A 22,786-nucleotide genomic window follows, 5' to 3' on the forward strand; every position below is an offset into this window, starting at 1 on the left:
ACTGGTAACAACCTGCAGTCGGTCAATCTGGAAATCCCGGTGGGTCTGTTCACCTGTATCACCGGTGTCTCCGGTTCCGGCAAATCCACACTGATCAATACCACTCTGTATCCGCTGGCTGCCACCGCACTGAACAAGGCCACCACGCTCAAGGCGTCGCCGCACAAAAAAATTGAGGGGCTCGAGCACTTCGACAAATGTGTGGATATCGACCAGAGCCCCATCGGCCGTACACCGCGCTCCAACCCCGCCACCTATACCGGTATTTTCACCCCCATCCGCGAATTGTTTGCCGGTACCCAGGAAGCCCGCTCACGGGGATACAAACCCGGGCGCTTCAGCTTCAACGTCAAGGGCGGCCGCTGCGAGGCATGTCAGGGCGACGGCGTGATCAAGGTGGAAATGCACTTCCTGCCGGATATCTACGTGCCCTGCGATACCTGTAAAGGCAAACGCTACAACCGGGAAACATTGGAGGTACAGTACAAAGGCAAGAACATCCACGAAGTCCTGGAAATGACCGTGGAGGACGCGCGGGAATTCTTCGACCCGGTTCCGTCCATCGCGAAAAAACTGCAGACACTGATGGATGTGGGCCTGTCGTATATCAAGCTCGGCCAGGCCGCCACCACACTTTCCGGCGGTGAAGCGCAGCGGGTAAAACTCTCCCGTGAACTTTCCAAACGGGATACCGGGCAAACGCTGTATATCCTCGACGAACCCACCACCGGCCTGCACTTTGCCGATATCCAGCTGTTGCTGGATGTACTGCACCGGCTGCGCGATCACGGCAACACCATTGTGGTGATCGAGCACAACCTGGATGTCGTGAAGACCGCGGACTGGATTGTCGACCTCGGCCCGGAGGGCGGCTCCGGCGGCGGCCAGATTATTGCCACCGGCACGCCGGAAGACGTCGCCGAGGTAGCGGGCTCCCACACCGGCCGCTTCCTTGGGCCGATGCTCGGTTAGACCTCTGTTTAAGAGCTTGGTTTAAGATCTGGGCTTATTCGCCTGCAGCAGAATCCGACTGCTGCGGGCGATAGCGACGTACTGCCTGTCGCTCAATCTCTGCGCGATCAAAATACACCGCACGCAATTGCTCATTGGCAAACAGGGTTGCCTGATCCGCGTAGTGCGGTGAGGTAGTATCCAGCGTGGCGCTGCCAAAGTTATGCACAGCGCGCGATTGCACCTCACCACCTGCGGGCCAGCTGATAAACATCACGTAGCTGTCGCCGGCGCGATTCTCCCAGAAGCCCTCGTCGTTTAACTCGCCCCCGTAAACCGCGCGCAGCGTATCCGCAGCGCCGCTCAGTGGCAGGCTGAGATCACCGCGCACATGCCGGTTAACCTCGCCGAAAGGCACCCGATACTGCCCGTGCGCGTCAACCAGGTCATCCACCGCAGTACGGAAGGCTTCGTCCACCAACGCGTCGGCAACCTGCGCAGAGTTCGCAGCCTGGAACGGGGCCAGGGTCAACGCCGCCAGCGCCGCCAGATTATCGGTCTGCGCAAAGCTGCCGGACCAGCTGCGCAAATCCTCCAGCGCGGCGGCATAGTCGGTATCAGCGAATCGCTCGTGGGCACCACTTAACCATGCGTTCAAACCGGTTAACTGATAAGAGTCCGGGTGATAGTCGGCATCGTACTTGAAGGTTTCAAACTGCTGCGGAGAGATTTGCTCGCTATCGCCATACAGGGCTTCGATCTGCAACGCGCGGTTGGTGATTACCGACTCAATGCCCATTGATGCGGGGAACTGCCCAGCGCGCGGGTCGTCGTCGCCATCGGTTGCCTGGAACGGCGGGTTGTTCGCGTTGTATACCAGACCGGAAACGGGATTAACGGTTTTCGGCATCTGCGCAAACGGGCGGTACCCCTGCCAGATCAACTCGGAGCGATCACCGGGCAAGACCTTGGACCAGTCCCAACCTTCAAGCCGCTGCGGAAACTGGGCGTTGTAGTAATGGGCAATGTTCCCCGCGCGATCGGCGAACACATAGTTGATGCTGGGCATCGCCTGCAACCGCAACGCGGCCTCGAAGTCCTGCAGGTTCTCCGCCTTATTGAGTGCCAGCATAAAATCCAGCGTGCGGGATTCCTGCATACCCGCCCAACGCAGTGCATAAACACCGTGCTCGGTTTCCATCACCGGCCCGTGTTGTGAGCGCAGCACCTCCTTGTCAAAGGTCCAGTGCAATGGCCCGAGGAACTTCACCGTCATCGAGGCAGATTCGCGCTCAAACTCTACCCACTCGCCATCCAACCGATACTCGTTGGCGTTTTCCGGGTTAATACTCAGCCGGTAGATATCCACAAGGTCCGGCTTATTCACCGTGTTGGCCCAGGCAACATCGCGGTTGTGGCCGTGAATAATCACCGGCGAGCCGGGGAAAGTGCTCCCCGCCATATCCAGCCCCTCATCGGAGTGAATACTCGCTTCATACCAGGCCACCGGCCCGGTCAGCGGCTGGTGCGAGTTCACCAGCAATCGGGTCGCGCCATCCGACGAGCGATGGGGGGCCACGGCAATGCCCTGGCTACCAATGGGCAGGTTGCTGCGCGGCTGCCAGCTCAGCGCGTCGTCACCGGCCACCGCAAGCTCGAGGGGCTCTTCACTGTTCAGCAACTCGCCGAGAGCTTTGTCGAAGCCATAGAACATTGGTGTCTTGAAGGTGAAGCCGGCGACAAGGTCTTTCCCGGTAACCGGCAACAGCGCGCGTGCCACGGCATCCGGATGCTGCACCGCATACAGGTTAATACCCGCCGCATAGGCTTCGGCCATGGCCCGCCCTTCCGGTGACAGGCGCTGCTGGTAGCCGCTGTTTACCGCATCCCATACCCCCATCCACTGCACCAGGTAGTCCGTCTTGAGCGCGGACCAGCCCTTGTGCGTCGCCAGGCGGCCGCGCGTTGCCAGGATTACGTCCTGAATGGTGGCGAAATCATCCTCGGCATGGGCGTAGGCAAGGCCAAACGATGCATCGGCATCGCTGACGCCAAACACATGCGGAATGCCCCATTCGTCGCGCAGGATCTCCGCATTGTAGCGGTCCGCGGCCGTTTCCATCTGGGCACGCAAGGTGGCGTCGATCGAGGCCGGCAAATTCTGTTCGGCGGCATACCAGGCTACTGCAAGGCAGCCGGAAGCGGCCAGTAGAGATGTGAGCAAGCGCATTGTTATTTTCTTATTGCAAATAAGTCGTCAGTTTCGTGCCCATTGCGCGACAGGTAAAGCAGCGAACCTGTCTGGCCGGTCAATTCCGCCAATAATTAATTGTCCGGTCATTCATCTACTGCGCCGGTGATACCGCAACCAATATCTATAATTTTCGCGGTGAACCGGAGCGGCAAACGCGCACAGTCGTGATCTTCCCACACTACACAAATCATCTCCGGCGCCCCAAAAAGCAACGAAGCTCTTACGAATCTTCCCGTCGAATAACAGTAATTGCCGGCGCGGAAGCGTATTACCGTGACAAGCCGACAAAGGATGTTCTCCTACATGGAAAACCCATCGCCTATCAAAAATTTGCTGCGGCATTTGAAGCACTGGTATGTCGTGAAAACCACGCCGCGTACCAACCGTGTCTATACCCAGTTCTACCGGTTTCCGCACCAGTACCGCGCTCTTGTGGAACGTGTGTTGCCGCAAATAACCCCCGCTCCAGCTGCGCAATTACGCGTCTTGATTTTCGGCTGCTGTAGTGGCGCCGAGCCAATCTCCCTGGCCACTACCTTGCGCCGCCACTTCCCAGATCTCGATTTTCGTATCGAAGCATTCGACATAGTGCCGGAAGTAATCGAGCGCGCACAAAACCCGGTCTATTCCCATGAAGAGGTCTACCAGGGTCCATTTGTCACCGAGGACTTTGTCAGCAGAACCTTCGATATCAAGGGCGAAGAATACCGGGTAAAACCCGAGATACTGGCAAACATCCAGTTCCATGTCGGCGACATGCTGGACAAAGACTTCATCGCGGAACTCGGGCAAGCGGATCTGGTGTTTGCCCAAAACGTCCTGTTCCACCTGCCGGCCGCCAACGCCCGCCAGGCATTTGCGCACCTGGAGAAGCTGGTTGCGCCGGGCGGTGCGCTGTTTGTCAATGGCATGGATATGGACATGCGCGTGCAGCTCACCAAGAAATTCCGGCTGCAACCGGAAGACTACCTGATCGAAGAAATTCACAACGATGCCCGCCGTGACCGCGGTGACGGCTGGGCTGGCGCCTACTGGGGCAGAAAACCATTCAGCCGCCGCTCTCGCGAATGGATTCGCGAACACTGCACTATTTATCGAAAGGCCACCGTATGACTACTGTCGAAGCAACCGCACAGAACGCCACCGAATTTACCCTCGCAGATACCGAGCAATCTGTCGCCCAGCGTTTTGAAACACTGGTAGAGCGTTACGGAGAACGCCTGGCGATAACCGACACCAGCGGGTCGGTTACCTACAGCGCACTCAATCAGCTGGCGAACCGCTTTGCACACCAGATTATCGCCCGGGTTCCCGCCGAGAAACCGGCGCGGGTGGCCCTGTATCTGGAAAAAGGGATTCCGCAGATTGCCGCCATTCTGGCCATACTCAAATGCGGCCACACCTATGTCCCCATCGACCCCGCCTTTCCGCAAGCGCGCAATCGATACATCTACCAGGAGTCCCAGGCCGCCCTGATCATCAGCAATGGCGCAAGCCTGGCAGCGGCACAGGAACTGGCTGGCGATGACACCGCAGTGCTCAATCTCGATGCCGTGCCCGAGCATAACGACAGCAACAACCCGGGCGTCTCCGTCTCGCCGGACACGCTGGCGTACATTATTTACACGTCAGGCTCTACCGGCACCCCAAAAGGCGTGGTGCAGAACAACCGCAATTTGCTGCACGGCTGTATGCGGCGCAGTAACCTGCAACATGTGACCCCCGAAGACCGCATGACGTTGCTGTACTCCTGCAGCGTCATCGCCTCGGTTTACTGTATTTTCGGCGCCCTGCTCAATGGTGCGGCCCTGTTTCCCTACGATTTCCACAAAGAGGGTGTGGCAAAACTGGCGGACTGGATGCAGTCACGGCGCATCACGATTTATCACTCGGTGGCCTCTCTGTTCCGGGAGTTCGCCGCCCAGTACCGGCCGGAAGAAGACAACCACTTCGCTATTCGGCTTGTGACCTTCGGCGGTGAAAGAGTCCTGACCAGCGACATCGAGCTGGCGAGAAAAGTCTTTTCCCCCGACATCGAGTTCTATACCGGGCTGGGTTCCACCGAGACCGGCACCATCCGCTACTACCACATAGGCCCAGACACCGCGCTCGATGGCGACGTCGTGCCCATTGGCTACCCGGTAGAGGGTGTAGACATACTGCTGCTGGATGAAAACGGTGTAGAAGTCGCGCCGGGACAGGTCGGTGAAATTACTGCACGCAGTCGCTACCTGGCACTTGGCTATTGGAAAAACCTGGAGGCCAGCGCCAAGGCATTTAGCCGCGATCGCCAGGACCCGAGAATCACGATTTACCGCACCGGCGACCTCGGCCAGATGGACGCCGATGGCCTGCTGCACCACCGTGGACGCAGGGATTTTCAGGTGAAAATTCGAGGGTTTCGCGTGGAGGTCAGCGAAGTCGAAGCACGACTGTTGGCACATCCAGATATTGTCGAAGCCGTCATCGTTGCACGCGAACACCAGCGGGAAACGCAACTGGTGGCCTATCTGGTGCCGGTGGCAGGCAGAGCACCAAGCGTGCAGCAGTTACGCGATCATATGAGCGCAACACTCAGCTACTACATGATCCCGACGCTATACGTGCAGCTCGAGCAACTACCAAAAACTCCGAACAACAAGGTCGATCGCAACGCGCTGCCGTCGGTAACCGAAAGCCTTACATTACCCGGCACACCCTACATGCCCGCACAGGGGAAAACTGAAGCCCGCCTGGTCGAGTACTGTCAGGAGCTCCTCGGCAAAGACGCCGTCAGTATCACCGACAACTTCTTTGCCCTCGGTGGCCATTCACTCAACGCCACGCAATTATTGGCGCGCATCAATGAGCAGTTTGATGTGAACTTGAGTATGCGCAGTATCTTCGAGGAAAAAGATCTTAGCGCACTCGCCGCCCACATCGACACCCTTGTTACCACTCACGCAGGTGCCCGCAAACGCAGCAGCACAAATAGCAGCACACACAACGGTAGCGACAGTGGTAGTGAGATTCACGGAATTGAACAAGGGATTGCCCCAGCACCCGTGGGCACACGCATTCCACTGAGTTCGGCGCAGAAGCGCATGTGGCTAGCAGAAAAACTGTGGGGAAATAGCCGCGCCTACAAGATCTCCAACTCAGTATTGCTGCGTGGAGCACTGAATATCACTGCGCTGGAGCAAGCGCTTGCCACCGTACTGGAGCGTCACGACATACTGAGAACGGTATTCCCGGAAGACGCGGACGGGCCCTATCAACAGGTCTTGCCGCGCACCTCGTTCAGTCTCAACACCATCGACCTGCGCCGGGAACCACAAAAAGGGCGCGCCACCCGCGCCCTTGCCTACTGCCAGAAACTGCTGCGAGAAGCGGACGCATTGGCGCAGGGCCCGTTATTTCACGCCCACCTGATTCGGATTGAAGACGAAACGGCGATCCTGGCCCTGAGTTTCCACCACATCATTTACGACAACATCTGGTCCAGTGGAATATTCTTTACGGAACTGGGTAAGCTGTACGGCGCACTGGATACCGGAAAAACAATTGCACTGCCATCGCAATCACTGCAGTTCGCAGACTATGCCTACTGGGAGCAGCAAAGGGGAGTATCGCCAACCTATCGCGAGCAATTGAACTACTGGCGCAACCAACTTGCGGCACTGCCCTCCCCCCTCGATATTCCCTCGGACCGCGCACGCCCCGCGACACCGGATTTCAGTGGCGGCATGGTGACCTTCAAGTTACCCGCAACCCTGACCGCAGAGCTACAGCTCCTGGCCCGCCAGGAGTCCGCCACCAGCTTTATGCTATTACTGGCCGCGTGGCAGCTTTTACTACATCGATATACACAGCAGAACGATATCCTCGTTGGCACTCCTAGTGGTCGCCGCCCACATACTCAGACCGAAAACATGATTGGTCTGTTTATCAATACCCTGGTGATGCGCACGGATTTTTCCGTGGTCAACTGCTTCCGGGATTTGTTGCGGCAGGTGCGCTCAACCACCATCGACGCCTTCAGCAATGATCAGGTCCCGTTTGAGGATCTGGTAGCCGAGCTGAATCCACCCCGCGGCTCCGGTGAACCGCCCTTTTTCCGCCACCTGTTTATTCACCGCAAAGAACGCGCCGGACAATGGAAACTACCAGGGCTTCGTGTGACGCCACTAACTACCCATGCTGGCGGCGCAAAATTTGATCTCACGCTCTCGATACTGGAGGGAGATTCGACCCTCGCCGGCACACTGGAATATCGCTCGGCACTGTTCGACCGGCAAACAGCAAAAAATCTTGCGCTCAATCTGGAACAACTGTTGAGCAGTATCGCGGCCATGCCTGACAAGCCACTCGCAGAACTGCCATTACTCGCTGCGGAAGAGTACCGTCAGGTAACCCAGCAGTGGAACCAGACCCAGGCAGAGCTCCCCATGGAAGCCACGGTGCCACAGCAGTTCCACCAGCAGGTGAAGGTCCATGCAGACAAAACCGCAGTAATCGGCGCGGATACCCAGCTCAGTTACCAACAGCTCAACCTGCGCGCGGAAGGGTTTGCACAGGAACTACGCGCGCGCGGGGTTAAGCCCGGGGCTTTGGTCGCCATATGTATGCAGCGTTCGACCAACCTGATGGTGGCGCTACTGGCGGTGTGGAAGGCGGGTGGTGCCTTTGTTCCTCTGGACCCGATGTTTCCCGCGGAACGGCTCGGCCACATCCTGGACGACAGCGGTACCAAGTTGCTGGTAACTGACAATGCCAGCCGCGACAAGCTACCCGCGTTCACCGGTGAAACAATCTTGTTGGACGAAAACTGCGAATTCAAAGCCTGTGAACAGCATCCATCACAGGCAGTCTCTTCGCCGCAAGCTCAGCCAGATGCGCCGGCCTATGTTATTTACACTTCCGGCTCTACCGGCCGCCCGAAGGGCGTGCAGATATCCCAGCGCAGCCTGGTAAATTTTCTCTGTTCCATGCAGAAAGAACCTGGCTTCTCCGCGGACGATACGCTGCTCGCACTCACCACGGTCTGCTTCGATATCGCCCTGCTGGAACTGTTCCTCCCTCTACTGAGCGGTGGCCGGCTGGTGATTCAGGACTGGAAGCAATCACGCGATCCCAAGGCAATACAGGCAACCTTGCAGCGCGAGAATATCCGCGTGATGCAGGCGACACCGTCTACCTGGCGCATGCTCCTTGACCACGGCTGGCAAGGTGATCCTGCAGTGCGAGTCCTGTGTGGCGGCGAGGCCATGGGCAAGGACCTGGCGAGCCGGCTGCTGGATTGTGGACTGGAGGTCTGGAACCTCTACGGGCCCACCGAAACCACAATCTGGTCATCCGTCTGTGCCGTGGAATCTCCGGAGGACGCGGCATTTATTGGCATGCCCATTGCGAATACCACACTCTACGTATTGGATTCCGCAGCCCAGCCACTGCCGGTGGGTGTACCAGGTGAACTATGTATTGGCGGCGCAGGGGTTGCGATCGGTTACTACAAACGCGAGCAGCTCACCCGAGAAAGATTTTTCTCTTGCGAGGCCCTCGATGGTGAGCGGCTATACCGCACCGGCGACTTGGCGGTGCGCCATCGCGATGGCCGTATCGAATATCTCGGACGTATGGACCATCAGGTTAAGATCCGCGGATTCCGAGTCGAAGTTGGCGAAATCGAAGCACGCATTGCCGAAATCCCGTCGGTGCGACAGTGTGTGGTCATCGCACACGACGACGAGTCCGGTGGAAAATACTTGGCAGCCTATCTGCTCGGCCAGCACCCAGAGAATTCCGAGCCAACTACTGCCAACATACCTTCCTCCGACATACCTTCCTTCCATATACCCACGAGTGAGGACCTGCGCCGGCAGCTTCGCCTCACCCTCCCGGAGTATATGGTGCCATCCCTGTTTATCGCGGTGCAGTCATTTCCGCTCACTCCCAATGGCAAGGTGGACCGCAAGGCGTTTACTGCTCCGGATACTGGCGCAAATGTTCAATCCACTGAGCCGCACCCTACACCCAGCACTGTGATCGAACAACAAAGCAAAACAGTTGGTGAAACTTCCAAGGCAGCAGCAACCTCCGAAGAAATCAGTAAAATCATTCGGGATGTATTCGAAAGTCAGCTCAAAATCTCCGTAACGAGTATGGAAAGCAGTTTCTTCGATCTAGGTGGTCACTCCCTTTCAGCACTCAACGTGATTGCACAACTGAACAAGCTTTTTGCGCTTGAGCTGCCACCGACACTATTGTTCGACTTCCCCAGTGTCAGTGCACTATCACAGGCCATCTCCCAATTCCGCGATGGAAAAACCGAGGCACAAGTGCTTGCCACGGCAACCATCGATGAGAAAACGGAGCTGCAGGTCAACAGCATCCTGACGCGTTTGCGCGACAACCAGCAGGCTAGTGATCTACCGAGCTTTCCCCATGGCATGAAGATGCAGCGTTCCAAAATTGCGAGCAGGCTGCTGGCGCCGTTGTTCGCAATAAAACGGCATCTGGTACGTACCGCCTTACAGAAGCTGATACTGAAACTGGAGGGCGGCTCCACATTCAGCCTGACCATGCGGGACCTCTATCGCAAGTATTACGATATTCAGGTGGGTGACTTCACCAGTGTCCGGTTTGAACCGTCCAAGTTGAAGCGCTACACCCGCGTTGGCAAGTACTCCACAATTTATCCGACGGTCCAATTCCAGACCGCAGACCACCCCCGCAATACCCTGTCTACCCACGGCATTTTTTATCATTCCCGTCTTGGTTTCAGTACGGGTTACGAACTTGATCGCACCAATATCGAAGTAGGCAACGATGTATGGATCGGCGACGGAGCAAAAATACTCTACCCAACGCAAAAAATCGGGGACGGTGCAGTGATCGCCGCAGGTGCTGTGGTTATCGAAGACGTGCCGCCCTATGCAGTCGTAGCCGGCTACCCGGCACGGGTCGTACGCTATCGTTTTTCGCAAGACACCATTGCCAAACTGCTGGAGCTACAGTGGTGGAGTATGTCCGGCAGGCAGCTACACCATAGCCGTCGGGAGTTTTTGAAGCCTCTGGAGGGAGAACGCATTCGGTAATCAGGCGCATGTGAATTGCTCATCGATATGCCAAAACTAAATCAGAAAGGACCTGATAATGCCGTCGGAAGTTGAAACGACTATGCAGCCGGAGACGAGCGCCGAACTTGAACAAGCAAGCTTCGTCTCTGCTACAGCAGATACGCAGAGTGCATCGATTGATGATGACTTCGCACCACAGGTCGCTTGTACAGAGGATGAGGCGCGCCTGCTATTGTGGCGCTGGGAGTCATTTTCCCCGTCGTACGGCGATGCACCCAGCTCACTCCACGCACATTCCAGTTTCTATCTACCTTTCGCTACATCCAATAGCGCTTGCCGAAGTCCGCGTGTGGTTCTCTGGGATTCCGCTACTGCTCCTCGAGGAATTTTAATCGCCCGTATCGCGATGACCAGAGCCAAGTGCTCGCTGGGACCAGTCTCGCTGCCAATGCCACTACTGAAGACCCTGGAAATCGTACACGGCGGATTCATCGCCGACAGTCCCGAGGTAGCACAACAGCAGCTGCAGTACCTTCGCGACCTATTGGCCAGCAAGGAAATCGATTGTGTCGCAGTACACCATCTTCGCTGCGACAGTGCACCCGGGGAAGCCTTGTCGCACGGTCTGCGCCAGGCAGACGAAGGCAATCCGGTTCATACGGAGCATTGGTACACCGAGCTAACCGATTGCAACGGCGAGGCGGTGATCACCAACTCCTCGAAAACACGCGGTTCCTTCCGGCGCAAAGATCGCAAGCTGGAGCGGCACTTCGACAACAAGATCCATATCGTTGAAATCACTCACGCTGACCAGATAAGGTCCCTGATCACCGCAGCCAGCAACATTGGTGACCAGAGCTATCAGGGCAGCCTGGGTGTCGGCGTGCGCGACAATCCTCACTGGCGGAATGTTTTGCGTATTCTTGCAGACAATGGCCAGTTAAGGGGCTTCTTGTTACAAGCGGATGGGAAGAACATTGCGTATGCGGTCGGCGGTTTGTGCAACGGCTGCTTCTGCTATATGGCCGCCTCTTTTCTGCCCGAACATCGTGAAATTGCCCCCGGTGGTTACCTGTTGCGTCGGATCCTGGAAAAACTACAAGCCGAGGGCGTGCGCTGGTTTGATTTTGGTTTTGGTGATGCGAGCTACAAGGCGTTATACGGCAATAAGAATGACAGGGAAGTCACTCTGCACTTCTACAGCAACTCTATCGCGGCGCAGATCACGCGACTGGCGGATGGGGTGACGCGGGTGGGCAAGCAGTGGGTGCGCGCTTTGCTGGTGAAAAGCGGTCTGATGGCCTGGACGAAACGCCAATGGCGCCGTCGTCTCGAGCATCGCAGCAAATAGCGAAACGGTATCTGGCGGCGACGGGTACCCCGCACCGACTAGGCAAGTTCGCGACTGGACTCATCCCGTTGCCAGCGATACCGCGCATTTCCATATCGGTAGCGCCAGGCATTCAGGTAACTGAGAGCATTAATCCCGTAATATACCAGCAACTCCAACATGCTCGGGCGCTGTGTAAACACCGCATGACTGCGCGTCTTGGGCGTATGGCATTCAGCCAACTGCAATAGCTGCAGCTTGCCCAGTTTGCTACGGGTCTTGATCTTCAGCAGATCCAGGATACCTTTTGGTGCAACGACGCGGCTCTGACTTTTCCGACTCACCACAATATTTTCATAACCGAAAACCGCGCGCACATAGCCGTCGTCAGAAATAATATCCGGAAATTGCGTAAAGCGCTCACGCGCGGCGCGGTTCAGTCCATAGACCCCCGCACCATAGCCAAAATCGCTACAGAAGCGCGTTTTTTGCCAGGCGGCATAGTAGCAACGTACCAGATAGCTACTGCGCGCCATATCCATTATGCCTTCGGGCGCAACCACGACCGGATCCGTATCGCTGCTGTTTTCGCGGCACTGATCCAGCAGGTGCAGCAGTGATATGTCATCGATACTGACATCCGCATCGACATAAATACGGGGATAACCGAGATCTAGTTTTTCTGCCTCATTAATTGCATGCGTTTTGCCCGCACGCTGAATATCCAGGCAATGTACCTGTGGGAACTCGCGGCGGACTATCTCCGCAGTGGCATCTGTGCAGCCATTACAGGCAACCAGCACGGAATAGTGCCCGAGCAACACTCCGGGATTCACCGCTTCCAACAAGGTCGCGATCGAATGCGCCTCGTTGTATGCAGGGATAATGATCGCAGGCTTGTGCGGGTCAAGCATTCCGGCGCGCCTTGTGCCATTGCCACTGGTCATCCAAAAACTTTCTCCACACGGACTGCTGCTCCTTACTTCCTTTGCCCAGGTACACCAGCGTCGAGAAAGCCGCAAAGCGCAACGCGGAACCCAGCGCGACCAACCCACGCGCAACCGCCACGCTCATCGGGGAGCCATGCTTGGCGAAGTACTGGAATTTCGCGCGATACAGGTGGTTGAGCTTGTTGATGCCAGAGAGCGTCTTACTACCTGCGTGCAATACCACGGCACTACCGGTGACCCGCGGCTGGGCACCGAGGGCACGCGCCCGCCGACAAAGATCTATTTCCTCGGAATACAGGAAAAATTCCTCATCAAATCCATTCAACATTCGAAACAGAGCCTGATCGATCAGTAGAAAGCAGCCAGATACCGCATCTACCCCTGCCCCCTTGCACAAGGTACGCGGAGAATAGCCACCGCTAGTGCGTCCGAGGGTCCTGCGCAACAGGAAGTCCCCACCGAGACTCCAGCTCAGCAAGTCGACCAGGGAAGGTTCCCGCCACGCGGACTTGCCGTCATAGGCCCCCTGCTCGTCACAGGTTACACCGCCCCAGATCCCGGCACCGGGCGTGGCCGTCGCGAAGGCCAGCAAGTTAGCCAGGCTATCGTGCTGCAGGCGTACATCAGGATTGAGAAACAGAATCGGCGCCGGATTATCAATTGCCGCGGCACCGAGATTGCAGCCAGCGGCGAAGCCAATGTTCCGCTCCGATTCGATCAGCTGAATTTTTGGAGACAGGGGGCTCAGGATAGCCAGCGAATCATCCATCGAAGCGTTGTCGACAACAATGAACTTGATCACTTCCGGAGGCAAGTCACCGTCATCGATGTCCCTAAGCAACCTGACAATGTCGGCACCACAGTTGTAACAGACAATAACAATATTGAGCCGGGTCATATTGGACACACCCATCTCCAGAATTTATTGAAATAACGTCTAGCTTGACGTCGCTGGGACCAGCGCGTTTTGCGCTGTTTTCACCCCACCAGGCAGTGGGCGACGGAGTTCGGTTACCGCAACAACCGCACCGCAGAAAAGATAGAACAGGCACACCATCTGGCCAAAATACGATACGGCGAGAAAACTGACACAATGTACAAACAACGCCACCGCCATACCCCACAGCAGCCGGCTCTGCGCATGAGAGCGGGTAAATCGCTGCGCACGGCCAAGGCGGACAAACAGGGTCAACAGGAAGCAGCAAAACAGTAACAGCTGGACGATCCCGCCATCGACACCTTCGAGTACATACTGGTTCGTAATGTCCTGCATGCCCCAGCCCCAATGTGCGGTTGCGATAGTGCCGAAGGCCCACCACTCGCCGACATGATTGATGGACTGCTGAATCAGGTTGTAGCGATGCCAGCCCGTCGAGCCACCGGTAATATCAATCCTTGAGAGCAAATGCCAGACGGGGGTATCCATGGAAAAATGCAGAATGGTAAGCACGGCAACCATGCTCAGGGCCATCGCGCGCATATAATGGCGGAATGCGTAGCAGGCGAGTCCGGCGAAACCACACATTAGGGCTACCACTGGCGTACTGGACGCAGTCGCCAGTACGATCAACGGCATACTGGCAATACCGGCAGCAATGAGCAGGCGGGTACCGACTTTTCCCTGCCACAGGGCGACAAGACACGGCAGAATCGTCGCCCAGCAAATGCCCGCCATAATCGGGTGCATAAAGGGACCCTGGGCCCGCAGCCGGCCATAGCGGGCAAGCGTCTCCGCTGGCACGCCACCAAATATGGAAAACACATTGCGGCCGCTGAGCTGTTCCAGCATGAAGAATGCGAGCATCGGCAAGGATACGAACGCAAAGCACAGCAGCAATCGCCGCATATCGGCGAACGAGTGTAAGTACGCCCGGCCAATTAAATAGGCCCCGAAGGTATCAAAGGCACCGCCGGCACTGGTAATCACGCCATCGACACTGCCAACGAGCATCCCCGATGCGAGCATATTCCACATCGTGGCCGCCAGGATCAGAGAATCCGCCAGCCCCCAACGTATGGTGCGTAGCTGCCCATTCAGCATTGCCACAGTGAGCGTGGCCATAATCATGATACGTACAAAGGTAAAATCGAGGGAGAGCACAACGATCCGCTGGGCACCGGGTAACGCGATAGCGATCAGTAGCAGAGGTATCAATTGGAAGCGGCGCGGCAGCACAAATAATGCGAGCAGGGCGGCCAGCAGCGCGGCCAGTCCTATGGGGTGGACCATTGTCTGGTCCGCCCAAAGGGCGCCCCCAAAATGCTCCGGCATTACACGTTCAGTCATCCACGATTACTCCAGAAATTCCTTCCAGATACACCTTCCATAAACACATCTCAGAAAAACGCGCCCATTGCCATGCCCCGGATTTCGCTCCTTGTGATTTCGACGCACTAGCGCGATTCAACAACAGGCTCACGCAGCCGCTTTCGATAAATTCGTCTTATCGTTCCCACGAACGAACGCAACTTGTCCATCAGTTTGAGCTCGCCCAACCAGAATGGAAAAAATGCAAACCCTACGTAATTGGGTACCGCAGCACCAAACAGTCGCAGAGTATGTAAACGCGCCCATAAATTGCCGCGCGCCGCAAGCAGGTTTGGCTGTGACCGCGGCAGTAATGATGCATCGCGCGCGGTAATTTTCAGATAGCCCGCGGCAATAGCTGCCTCGACAATCTCCTTGCCCCGTTGGCTGCGAACCACGATCAGAGAGCTGCCCGGCTCGCCCGGGGCGATCTCCCGATACCAGGGGTCGCCCACGGCAATATCGGCAAATTCACCGGTATGATCGGGACATATGTAACAGCGCCACTGCCGATGACGCTGTAAATAGTCCCAGGATTCCGCATAAGTCATCTCGCGCCGTTGGAGCTCATTGTTACTGTCCATAAACTCCAGTGACCAGACACCTGGCCAGCCATTGCCGCGGTAGCGCAGCGAACGAATCGACTCTGGCGATTTTGCCCCCTGAATCTCGGCAAGCTTCAAAGACGCATTGGTTGAAGGCACACCGGCGCAGAATAAAGCGATACTGACACCCAGATTTTCCTTCAGTGCTGGGGATACCTTTTGTGCCGCGTGTACCGCCGCTACATCACACGGTTTGCCAATAAACACACAGGGACCATCGGCTTGAGATATCTGTTGCAGCTCCGCGCAGGGACTCGAGGGTGCATAGCGTGAACCACCTGCCGCAAGTAGCGATGTGCGATCCCGGCTGAACACCGTGCGGTTCCGATAGGGTTGCTCCGGATCGGCAGCAGTATGGAGCGCGCCACGCATGTTCTCCCGCTCGAGGCAAAACAGGGCGAGCGCAGTGATTGCGCCGCCGCTGGAGGAACCGCGCCGCACCTCTTCGTCCGCAGCGTAACCTTCCAACACATCGTAGACAGGCCCCCAGCCGGCTCTCAAATCCTCATGCAGCTGTGGGTCTTTCACGCTGGTTTCATGCTTTAGCTGCGCGCCTGGGCACGCCGAAAATGCTTTTCCGCTGCTCTCAACATCGGCATTTTTTACCGTTGGACGAATCCCCTCACCGGGGACATCCACCATGGAATACCGGTTACTCTCAAGCTCTGCGCACACACCGCAACCGGTGCACAGCTGATAATTCCGTACATCTTCAATCGTGTTGATTTTCTGCATGAACTTCTATATCCGAAAGACTTCTTCGTAACTGCATCAGTCAGAAAACTAAGTCGGCATCGATGCCAGCGGCATCGCCCAGACCTTATAGACCATGAAAATATTAGCTCAACCCGCGTTTTGCTCGGTGCCGCGCATAGAAAACGGCGCATATAACCAGCACGTGCTCACCGGCTACCTAACCTGTGGCGTCACCTCACAGGTTTGCGCAGCAGTCGGCAATGGTGTCCATCTGTGATCGGGCAATGGAGAGTACCCGGGGAAGCTTTTCTTGCAGCACCGGCGCAATCTGCGCCCGCTGCGCAAAAGAATCGAATACGCAATCAACCAGTTCCTGTGTTTGCGTAATCCGAGGGTCAAATACCTGCTCCTGCTGGCCACAGCTCGCGAAGACCCCGAGCGTTTTGTCGCTATAGGCAATCGCTGCACTGGGTACACCGGACGATAGGGAAGCGATGGTTGAGTGCATGCGCGTACCGCAAAACCACTGTAATCGCGCAATAATCCACTTAATTTCCATTTCGCTGTATTGCCCGGTGAGCACGCGTACACGATCCGCCGCTTTCCCACCCAGCTGATCCTGTAGCCGTCGACAGGCTCTCAAATCGGACTCGACCTCAGCCTGAGGAACATTGACGTGTGGCACCAGCAAAATATTGACGTCGGACTCTTTTAGCAGGCGCTCGACCAAACACTGCACCGCCCTCGCATAGTCCGCAGATATCCCATATTGGCGGGCGGCGGAGTCACCGCCGTTGTAAATAAGCCCGCTGATATTTATGCCTATGACAGCGGGGCCGGCGCCATGTGTGTCCCGCCCCAGCCAGTCTGCAACCGCGCCTTCCAGTTGTCGGGGACATACTGCGGGCAACAGGAAAGCCACATCAACACCGCATTTGTGTCGTGCACTATCGAACTCCGGACCGAGCAAGTCCACCATGACTTCGAAGCTACGGGCATCCCGCGCCCAGGTTGCATGACTCCGCCGGACAATTTCGGCCGCGCGCGCATGCGCTTTTTTCGTACGAAACGGACCATAGGTTTGCGGCAGTAGAATCAGTGGTTTGCGTGCGGCCAGTGCGATCTCTTTCGGTCGACTAATCAATTCAAAGCGGCGACTGCCATACAGGTCGGTAAAGCTGTCACCACCGCTGATATCAAGCACGACGCGGGACTGTTGGATAGTTTGTATCCCGGGATTCATCAACCCCGGGAATACCTGACTCAGGCGCATGTGCGCGAGGCTCTCACGTTTGTAGACACGCCGACTATTGATCAGCCCACAGCCACGCAGTGACCATTCGCTATCACCAATACGGAGGTTTCTGCGACGGATACCTTTTCCATTATCAAATACGCATAAGTCCGCTCCGGGAATACGTTCCTGAATAGCGTGTACGACCGAGTTCGAGAGCGCATTCACACCGAGATTCCCGGTATCCGGCGCAGCACCCAGTAGTGAAATGCTGGTCATTGGAGATTTGCCTTTTGGAGTACTTTGCCGACACAGATACGCACGACACTGTGCACAGCGGTTGCGATCGGCAATAGTTATTTGCACTCGCAGAAGATTAGTTCATACGGGGATAAAAGATATTTCGAAAAATGTGCCGCTGCGCAATTCGAAATTGACGAGATATTTCCCGCTGGATAGTTGGCATTTATTAGCCCGTCAAAATTGCTTTTGGACCTAAACTAGCGAGGGTCTTGGTGGGTAGTCCTGAGCATTGCCTACGAGTGCGTCGTCGGACGATGCACAAAAGCCACACCATCACTATGTGCCCTGCACGCGGGAGTCAGGTTTGTCCGTTCGTTCAAGCATTGTCAAAGGCGCATCCATACTCAGTGCCAGCCAGGGAATCGTTGCGATCAGCTCAATGCTGCGCAACATTATTATCGCCCGCCATATAGATAGTGAGAATTTTGGTATTGCAACGACGTTTGCGCTGACCATTTCGCTGGTAGAAATGACCAGTAATTTGGCACTGGATCGCGTGCTGGTGCAGGATGATGAAGGCGACAGTGACGCCATGCTGAGTTCGGCGCATCTGATGCAGTTCACCAAAGGAATCCTGATCGCGCTGGTATTGGTCGCGATCGCCGGCCCGGTGGCGAACCTGTTTGGCCTACCCCATCTGGTTCATGTGTTTCAATTGGTGGCCCTAATCCCCGCTCTGCACGGATTGATGCATTTCGATTTTGTCGTGCGACAGCGCAAACTGGACTTTTTCCCAACCGCCTTATTCGACACCTTGCCTGAGCTACTCACTTTGTTAGTCGCCCTGCTGGCGACCCTGGTATTCGATGATTACCGCGTGATGCTCACGGTGATCCTGCTGCAGGCCATGCTCAGTGTGGTCGCATCCCATCTGCTCGCACGCCGTCCGTATCGCTGGACCTTCAACTGGCTGCTGGCGCGGCGCAAACTGCGGTTCGGCTGGCCATTGCTAATCAATGGTTTTCTGATGTTCGGAATCTTCCAGGGGGATCGTGTCATCATCGGCTCGCAATTCGATATGCATACGCTGGGTTGGTACAGCGTGGCTTTTTCACTTTGCATGCTGCCAACAATCATTTTCGCGAAACTCAGCGCATCCATACTGATGCCAATACTTTCCCGCAATCGCGATAACAGTGAAATATTCGTTCCTTGCTGCACCATGAGCCTCACCGCATGCGCCGCCTTTGGTCTACTCATGGTACTGGGGTTTGCTCTGGCGGGTTCCGCATTGATTCAGCTGAGTTTTGGTGACCAATACATTCAGGCAGCTAGCGTTATCGTCATACTGAGCATCATGCAGGCTTTACGGGTATTACGTATCGCACCATCCATCATCGCCAACAGTCAGGGACGCACAGAGAATGCGATGATCGCGAATATCTTTCGCAGTCTGGCGCTGCCTGTTGCCGCCTACCTCGCCGTCACCGGGCACTCAGTGCAGGCTGTTGCCGCCTGTGGCATTGCCGGGGAGGCCGTTGCACTGGGTATCTCGGTGTATCTAGCGCCGATCAAACATGGAAAAGTCGTGTTCGTACGGCGACTACTCCTGCTTTCCGCATGCGGTGTTGCAATTGCGACCGTCACGATTGGACTGGCCCCCACGCAGACAACAGCCGGTGGGCTTTCGGGCCTCATTCTTCAGCTCCTCTATGGTGGCGCTATCGCCCTGCTCCTGGCCAGCCTTCTTGCGCTGACAGATCCCCACCTGCGCAGAGAGTGTCGTCATCTCTGGCAACGGACGCGTGACACAAAGTCCCCAGAACAATCACTTATCAACAATGACATCTGAAACAAACACCATGCACCTACCCAAGCAATACCTGATCACGAAGCAACCCGTCTCGGCGCTCTCCGGTTGGCGCAACATTGAATATCTGGGGTGGTGCTTATCCCTCGCCAAGGAAGTGCCGTTGGTTACGGTTGAGGACCTCGACGGTAACTCGATCGGACGAATCGTTGGCTGGGTGATCTGGCAGGGAAAACTGCTACAGGATGGCGACGTTATCCAGTCCACCAATCAGACTGACGGCGTCGCAGTGGAGTATGACGCGTTTTGTGGGCGCTTTGTGTACCTGTACGCGCTCCACCAGCAACTAGCAGTAATCACGGACGCTGGCGGCATGATGTCACTGGTCTACAGTGCCGAGCTGGAAGCGGCTGCATCAACCCCAGCCGTGCTGCAACTGATTCAGGAACTGAGGTTTGACCAGTTAACCTTCGACGCGCTAACAGCCGGCAGCCCGAAGAAATGGCTGCCATTTGGCGTTACCCCCTATCACGGCGTCGCGCGACTACTCCCCAACCATCGACTTACGCTGAGTGATTGGCGTGTCGAGCGGATATATCCTTACTCTGTCAGCGCTAGCAATCGAAACATCGATTCGATAGATTCAATGGATTCAATCCATTCAAGCGCACCCTATTCATGTGCATCACTTATCGACGGCTCAGATATCGATAATGTTACGGGCATGATCGCTGGTTGGGTAAAGCAAAACGTCGCGGCACTGGTACACGCAGGACATAATGTGGCCCACTTAACCGGCGGTGTCGACTCCAGAATGATACTGGCAGCATCCAGAGATCTTTGTGACCAAATGCGCTTCCAGACGGTGAGCGCAGATGATGTCGGCACACGTCTGGATAACCATATCGCCGGAAGAATCGCCAAGAAGTTTGGACTCAATTACAGTACTCTGCAGTTTCAGCAGCCCACAGACGAAGAAGTCCATGCATGGCGTCAACGTACCGGCTACTGCGTAGAGGACGCAGTAACCCAGCTGTGTACTACCGCGCGCATTCACAATAATCATTGCCACGAAATGACCGGCACCTGCGGCGAAGCATTGAAAAGCCCCTATTGGTACCCGGGAGATGAAAACCTGGCCACACTGACGACTCAGGGACTACTGCGCCGGTTTGAATTCCCCGAAAACGATATCACCACCAGACTGGCAGAGGCATGGATAGCTGAATTCCCAGCGGATATCAGCGCCGGGAATCTGCTCGACCTCGCCTATATCGAACTGCGGCTGGGTTGCTGGGCCGGTCCCAGCATGTTTGGCCACGATATATCCTTCCCGTCTATCAGCCCTTTCAATAGCGCACGCTACTACCGGGCGATTTTGTCCGTCTCTGAACAAGTGCGCGCCAAGGGAGACTTGATTCCCGCCGTTTACCGGCACCTCTGGCCTGAATTGCTGGATACACCATTCAACCGCGCCACAGGGTTTGCCAAATTGCTTTTTCTTTCGGAAGAAATACGCCGCATGCTGCCGGTGGAATTCAAGGATCAGATCAAACGTATTCGCTCTGCGTTACATGCGCGCAAGACGCGATCCAGCCAGCGGGCTCAGGTTTAGCCAGTCCTCTGGCGGGGAGTCATGGACTGGCATTATTAGACTGCGCTTCAGAAGTTTCCGCTTCTGCTGATGCAGTAAACTGCACAGGTCCCGGCACCGGCCGTAGAACCCGGCTTCGCGCCACGGGCGCACCCAGGAACCCGCTGTCCTGTAGCGGCGCAAGAAAGTATTCCGGCAGTTGATCTGCCGCCACCTTTTGCGAATTTTCTTCCCCACCAGACAACGTCAAATCAAGTATCGACTTCTCCGGGAAGGTTAAATCATTTCGCACGCGGAAAAACTTGCCATTTTCCATCAGCATCGGATGCTCCCCACAGCCGAGGTCGCGCCCAACAACTAGGTGTGACGCAGAGTCTACAGGCTGGATCTGCCACTTTTTACCGCGCTTCAGGGACCAGAAGAAATTACTGCGTTCCTCTGCAGCCGGGGGAATCATGGCTGCCCCCAGAAAAATATTGTTGTAAAGCTTGAGTCCGGACCCGTCGAATCCCTCGGCAATGGAGTGGACGTTTAACGCAACGTTATAGCGATAATGGCCATCATTTGTCACACCGTTACACTTGCCGGGTCGTTTTTTCGAAAAGAAAAAATTATTGCGCAGCACAACGTTCTCGCCGAGATTGTAGATCCGCAGTGCGCTGTTATTCGATGTATCGTACAGCGCATTACTTTCTATCAGAATATTTCGATAGGCCGTGACATCAGCGGGGATGTCATTTTGGTACAGCATCATGCCAGAGGAGTTACCGATGCCATGCAAGAGATTACCGCGTACGACCAGGTCGTTGGCGCTAATCGCGATAATACTCTGATGGGGCTTATGGTACGCCAAAGGGTCCTCGGGATAGCGCACGAAATCCCTGCCGGTTATATGGTTATTTTCAATGAGCCCGTTGCGGCTCCGGCTCATATAAATGATCCCCGAAGATCCAGTGACCGTGATAAAGTTTCCCCGAACCGTGACGTCATTTGACTTGCGAATCAGAACCCCTCGAAATACCTCATAAAACTTGTTCCCTTCGATTAGCACGTTTTCAGTACGGCGCAGGTTTATCGCATACACGCCATCATCCGGGCCGCGTGACCAATGATCCGAGTGTAATGTACTGTTGCGGATTACCAGATAGCGCGCATTAATGACCTGCACCAGTCGCAGACGACGCGTACTGAAGATGTCAAATCCATCAAAAGAAATAAAGCTATCCGCGGGTTCTGGATAGTGAATTTCAATTCCCTCCAGTCGCGGACGAGCACCTGGCGCAGCCACATACTCGACAAACGCGCTTGAGTCGCTGGCTTCATTCTCGACAAATGCACGGTAGTCACCATCATGCACAACAACTCGTGCCGGTCCTTTGAGTGTGCGGCGCGCTTTTTCAAGCGTCGCCCAGGGTGAATCCGCCGTACCACGGTTGTTATCGTCGCCATTTTTTCCATCAACGTGATAGTCGGCGAAAAGGTTCGCGCTAAATGTCAGTAACAAACCTATGTAGAGAAAAATCACCGGAAACTTCACGTTCAGCACCTATTACCCATATATCGCGATATTTGTACACAACCTAGTCAGGATAGACCTGCTGCCTTCCTTAGGATGGTCAATTCCCCCACACCGATAAGCGCTCGATAAAGTGGCGGCTGGACATAGATAGCAGCCCACACTTTTCACCTGGTGACACATACACTAATGACTATCGACCCGATTTTTACTCCCTTGCTGTAAGCGGTAACTTTC

General features: G+C 55.8%; 13 protein-coding genes. 6 read left to right on the top strand and 7 right to left on the bottom strand.

The window, feature by feature from the left end; translation table 11 throughout:
• A partial coding sequence (locus AS89_RS0116100) for an ATP-binding cassette domain-containing protein (RefSeq protein ID WP_010133787.1) occupies nt 1-972 on the top strand: 972 nt, incomplete at its 5' end.
• A gap of 34 nt (nt 973-1,006) precedes the next feature.
• On the opposite strand, the gene AS89_RS0116105 is transcribed toward AS89_RS0116100, so the two are convergent.
• Nucleotides 1,007-3,181, bottom strand: coding sequence for a penicillin acylase family protein (locus AS89_RS0116105; protein WP_010133788.1), 2,175 nt, complete (start codon nt 3,179-3,181; stop codon nt 1,007-1,009).
• A gap of 327 nt (nt 3,182-3,508) precedes the next feature.
• Here AS89_RS0116105 and AS89_RS0116110 point away from each other — a divergent pair, with 327 nt between their 5' ends.
• Genes AS89_RS0116110 through AS89_RS0116120 form a run of 3 tightly spaced genes read left to right on the top strand, consistent with a single transcriptional unit; the run spans nt 3,509 to nt 11,614 of the window.
• Nucleotides 3,509-4,318, top strand: coding sequence for a CheR family methyltransferase (locus AS89_RS0116110; protein ID WP_010133789.1), 810 nt, complete (start codon nt 3,509-3,511; stop codon nt 4,316-4,318).
• Nucleotides 4,315-10,281 carry a non-ribosomal peptide synthetase gene (locus AS89_RS0116115; RefSeq protein WP_010133791.1) on the top strand — a complete coding sequence of 1,989 codons (5,967 nt, stop codon included), beginning with the start codon at nt 4,315-4,317 and terminating at the stop codon, nt 10,279-10,281. Before AS89_RS0116110 ends, AS89_RS0116115 begins: the two co-directional genes overlap by 4 nt.
• A gap of 58 nt (nt 10,282-10,339) precedes the next feature.
• Complete coding sequence (locus AS89_RS0116120) at nt 10,340-11,614, top strand: GNAT family N-acetyltransferase (protein ID WP_081475759.1); 1,275 nt, start codon at nt 10,340-10,342, stop codon at nt 11,612-11,614.
• Between the two features lie 38 nt (nt 11,615-11,652).
• Here the strand turns inward: AS89_RS0116120 and AS89_RS0116125 are convergent, their stop codons facing one another.
• The 5 genes from AS89_RS0116125 to AS89_RS0116145 all read right to left on the bottom strand — a co-directional run bounded on the left by AS89_RS0116125 (nt 11,653) and on the right by AS89_RS0116145 (nt 17,665).
• Nucleotides 11,653-12,507 (bottom strand): glycosyltransferase, encoded by an 855-nt coding sequence (locus tag AS89_RS0116125; RefSeq protein ID WP_010133793.1) that lies wholly within the window; start codon nt 12,505-12,507, stop codon nt 11,653-11,655.
• Entirely contained in the window at nt 12,500-13,441 is a 942-nt protein-coding gene (locus AS89_RS17935; protein WP_237709716.1) for a glycosyltransferase family 2 protein, read from the bottom strand. Before AS89_RS17935 ends, AS89_RS0116125 begins: the two co-directional genes overlap by 8 nt.
• A 39-nt stretch (nt 13,442-13,480) precedes the next feature.
• A complete protein-coding gene (locus AS89_RS0116135) occupies nt 13,481-14,830 on the bottom strand; it encodes a hypothetical protein (protein ID WP_010133795.1) in 1,350 nt (449 codons plus the stop codon).
• Nucleotides 14,831-14,937: 107 nt separating this feature from the next.
• On the bottom strand, nt 14,938-16,191 hold the full coding sequence (locus AS89_RS0116140; RefSeq protein ID WP_010133796.1) for a Coenzyme F420 hydrogenase/dehydrogenase, beta subunit C-terminal domain: 1,254 nt from the start codon (nt 16,189-16,191) through the stop codon (nt 14,938-14,940).
• Between the two features lie 196 nt (nt 16,192-16,387).
• Nucleotides 16,388-17,665, bottom strand: coding sequence for a polysaccharide pyruvyl transferase family protein (locus tag AS89_RS0116145; RefSeq protein ID WP_010133797.1), 1,278 nt, complete (start codon nt 17,663-17,665; stop codon nt 16,388-16,390).
• A 328-nt stretch (nt 17,666-17,993) separates the two neighbouring features.
• Here AS89_RS0116145 and AS89_RS0116150 point away from each other — a divergent pair, with 328 nt between their 5' ends.
• Both AS89_RS0116150 and AS89_RS0116155 read left to right on the top strand, forming a co-directional pair.
• Nucleotides 17,994-19,481 (top strand): oligosaccharide flippase family protein, encoded by a 1,488-nt coding sequence (locus AS89_RS0116150; RefSeq protein ID WP_158217378.1) that lies wholly within the window; start codon nt 17,994-17,996, stop codon nt 19,479-19,481.
• Nucleotides 19,482-19,491: 10 nt separating this feature from the next.
• On the top strand, nt 19,492-21,054 hold the full coding sequence (locus AS89_RS0116155) for a hypothetical protein (RefSeq protein WP_010133799.1): 1,563 nt from the start codon (nt 19,492-19,494) through the stop codon (nt 21,052-21,054).
• A gap of 19 nt (nt 21,055-21,073) precedes the next feature.
• Here AS89_RS0116155 and AS89_RS0116160 read toward each other — a convergent pair whose 3' ends face one another.
• Nucleotides 21,074-22,570: a right-handed parallel beta-helix repeat-containing protein gene (locus AS89_RS0116160; RefSeq protein ID WP_158217379.1), complete on the bottom strand. Its 1,497-nt coding sequence runs from the start codon at nt 22,568-22,570 to the stop codon at nt 21,074-21,076.
• Between the last annotated feature and the right edge of the window lie 216 nt (nt 22,571-22,786).

This window comes from Microbulbifer agarilyticus S89, from assembly GCF_000220505.1.
GTDB classification, from domain to species: domain Bacteria; phylum Pseudomonadota; class Gammaproteobacteria; order Pseudomonadales; family Cellvibrionaceae; genus Microbulbifer; species Microbulbifer agarilyticus_B.

What these genes read in the sequence shown, in the direction of transcription:
- AS89_RS0116105 (WP_010133788.1), bottom strand. Translation starts at nt 3,181, where the DNA reads ATGCGCTTGCTCACATCTCTACTGGCCGCTTCCGGCTGCCTTGCAGTA.
- AS89_RS0116110 (WP_010133789.1), top strand. Translation starts at nt 3,509, where the DNA reads ATGGAAAACCCATCGCCTATCAAAAATTTGCTGCGGCATTTGAAGCAC.
- AS89_RS0116115 (WP_010133791.1), top strand. Translation starts at nt 4,315, where the DNA reads ATGACTACTGTCGAAGCAACCGCACAGAACGCCACCGAATTTACCCTC.
- AS89_RS0116120 (WP_081475759.1), top strand. Translation starts at nt 10,340, where the DNA reads ATGCCGTCGGAAGTTGAAACGACTATGCAGCCGGAGACGAGCGCCGAA.
- AS89_RS0116125 (WP_010133793.1), bottom strand. Translation starts at nt 12,507, where the DNA reads ATGCTTGACCCGCACAAGCCTGCGATCATTATCCCTGCATACAACGAG.
- AS89_RS17935 (WP_237709716.1), bottom strand. Translation starts at nt 13,441, where the DNA reads ATGACCCGGCTCAATATTGTTATTGTCTGTTACAACTGTGGTGCCGAC.
- AS89_RS0116135 (WP_010133795.1), bottom strand. Translation starts at nt 14,830, where the DNA reads ATGACTGAACGTGTAATGCCGGAGCATTTTGGGGGCGCCCTTTGGGCG.
- AS89_RS0116140 (WP_010133796.1), bottom strand. Translation starts at nt 16,191, where the DNA reads ATGCAGAAAATCAACACGATTGAAGATGTACGGAATTATCAGCTGTGC.
- AS89_RS0116145 (WP_010133797.1), bottom strand. Translation starts at nt 17,665, where the DNA reads ATGACCAGCATTTCACTACTGGGTGCTGCGCCGGATACCGGGAATCTC.
- AS89_RS0116155 (WP_010133799.1), top strand. Translation starts at nt 19,492, where the DNA reads ATGCACCTACCCAAGCAATACCTGATCACGAAGCAACCCGTCTCGGCG.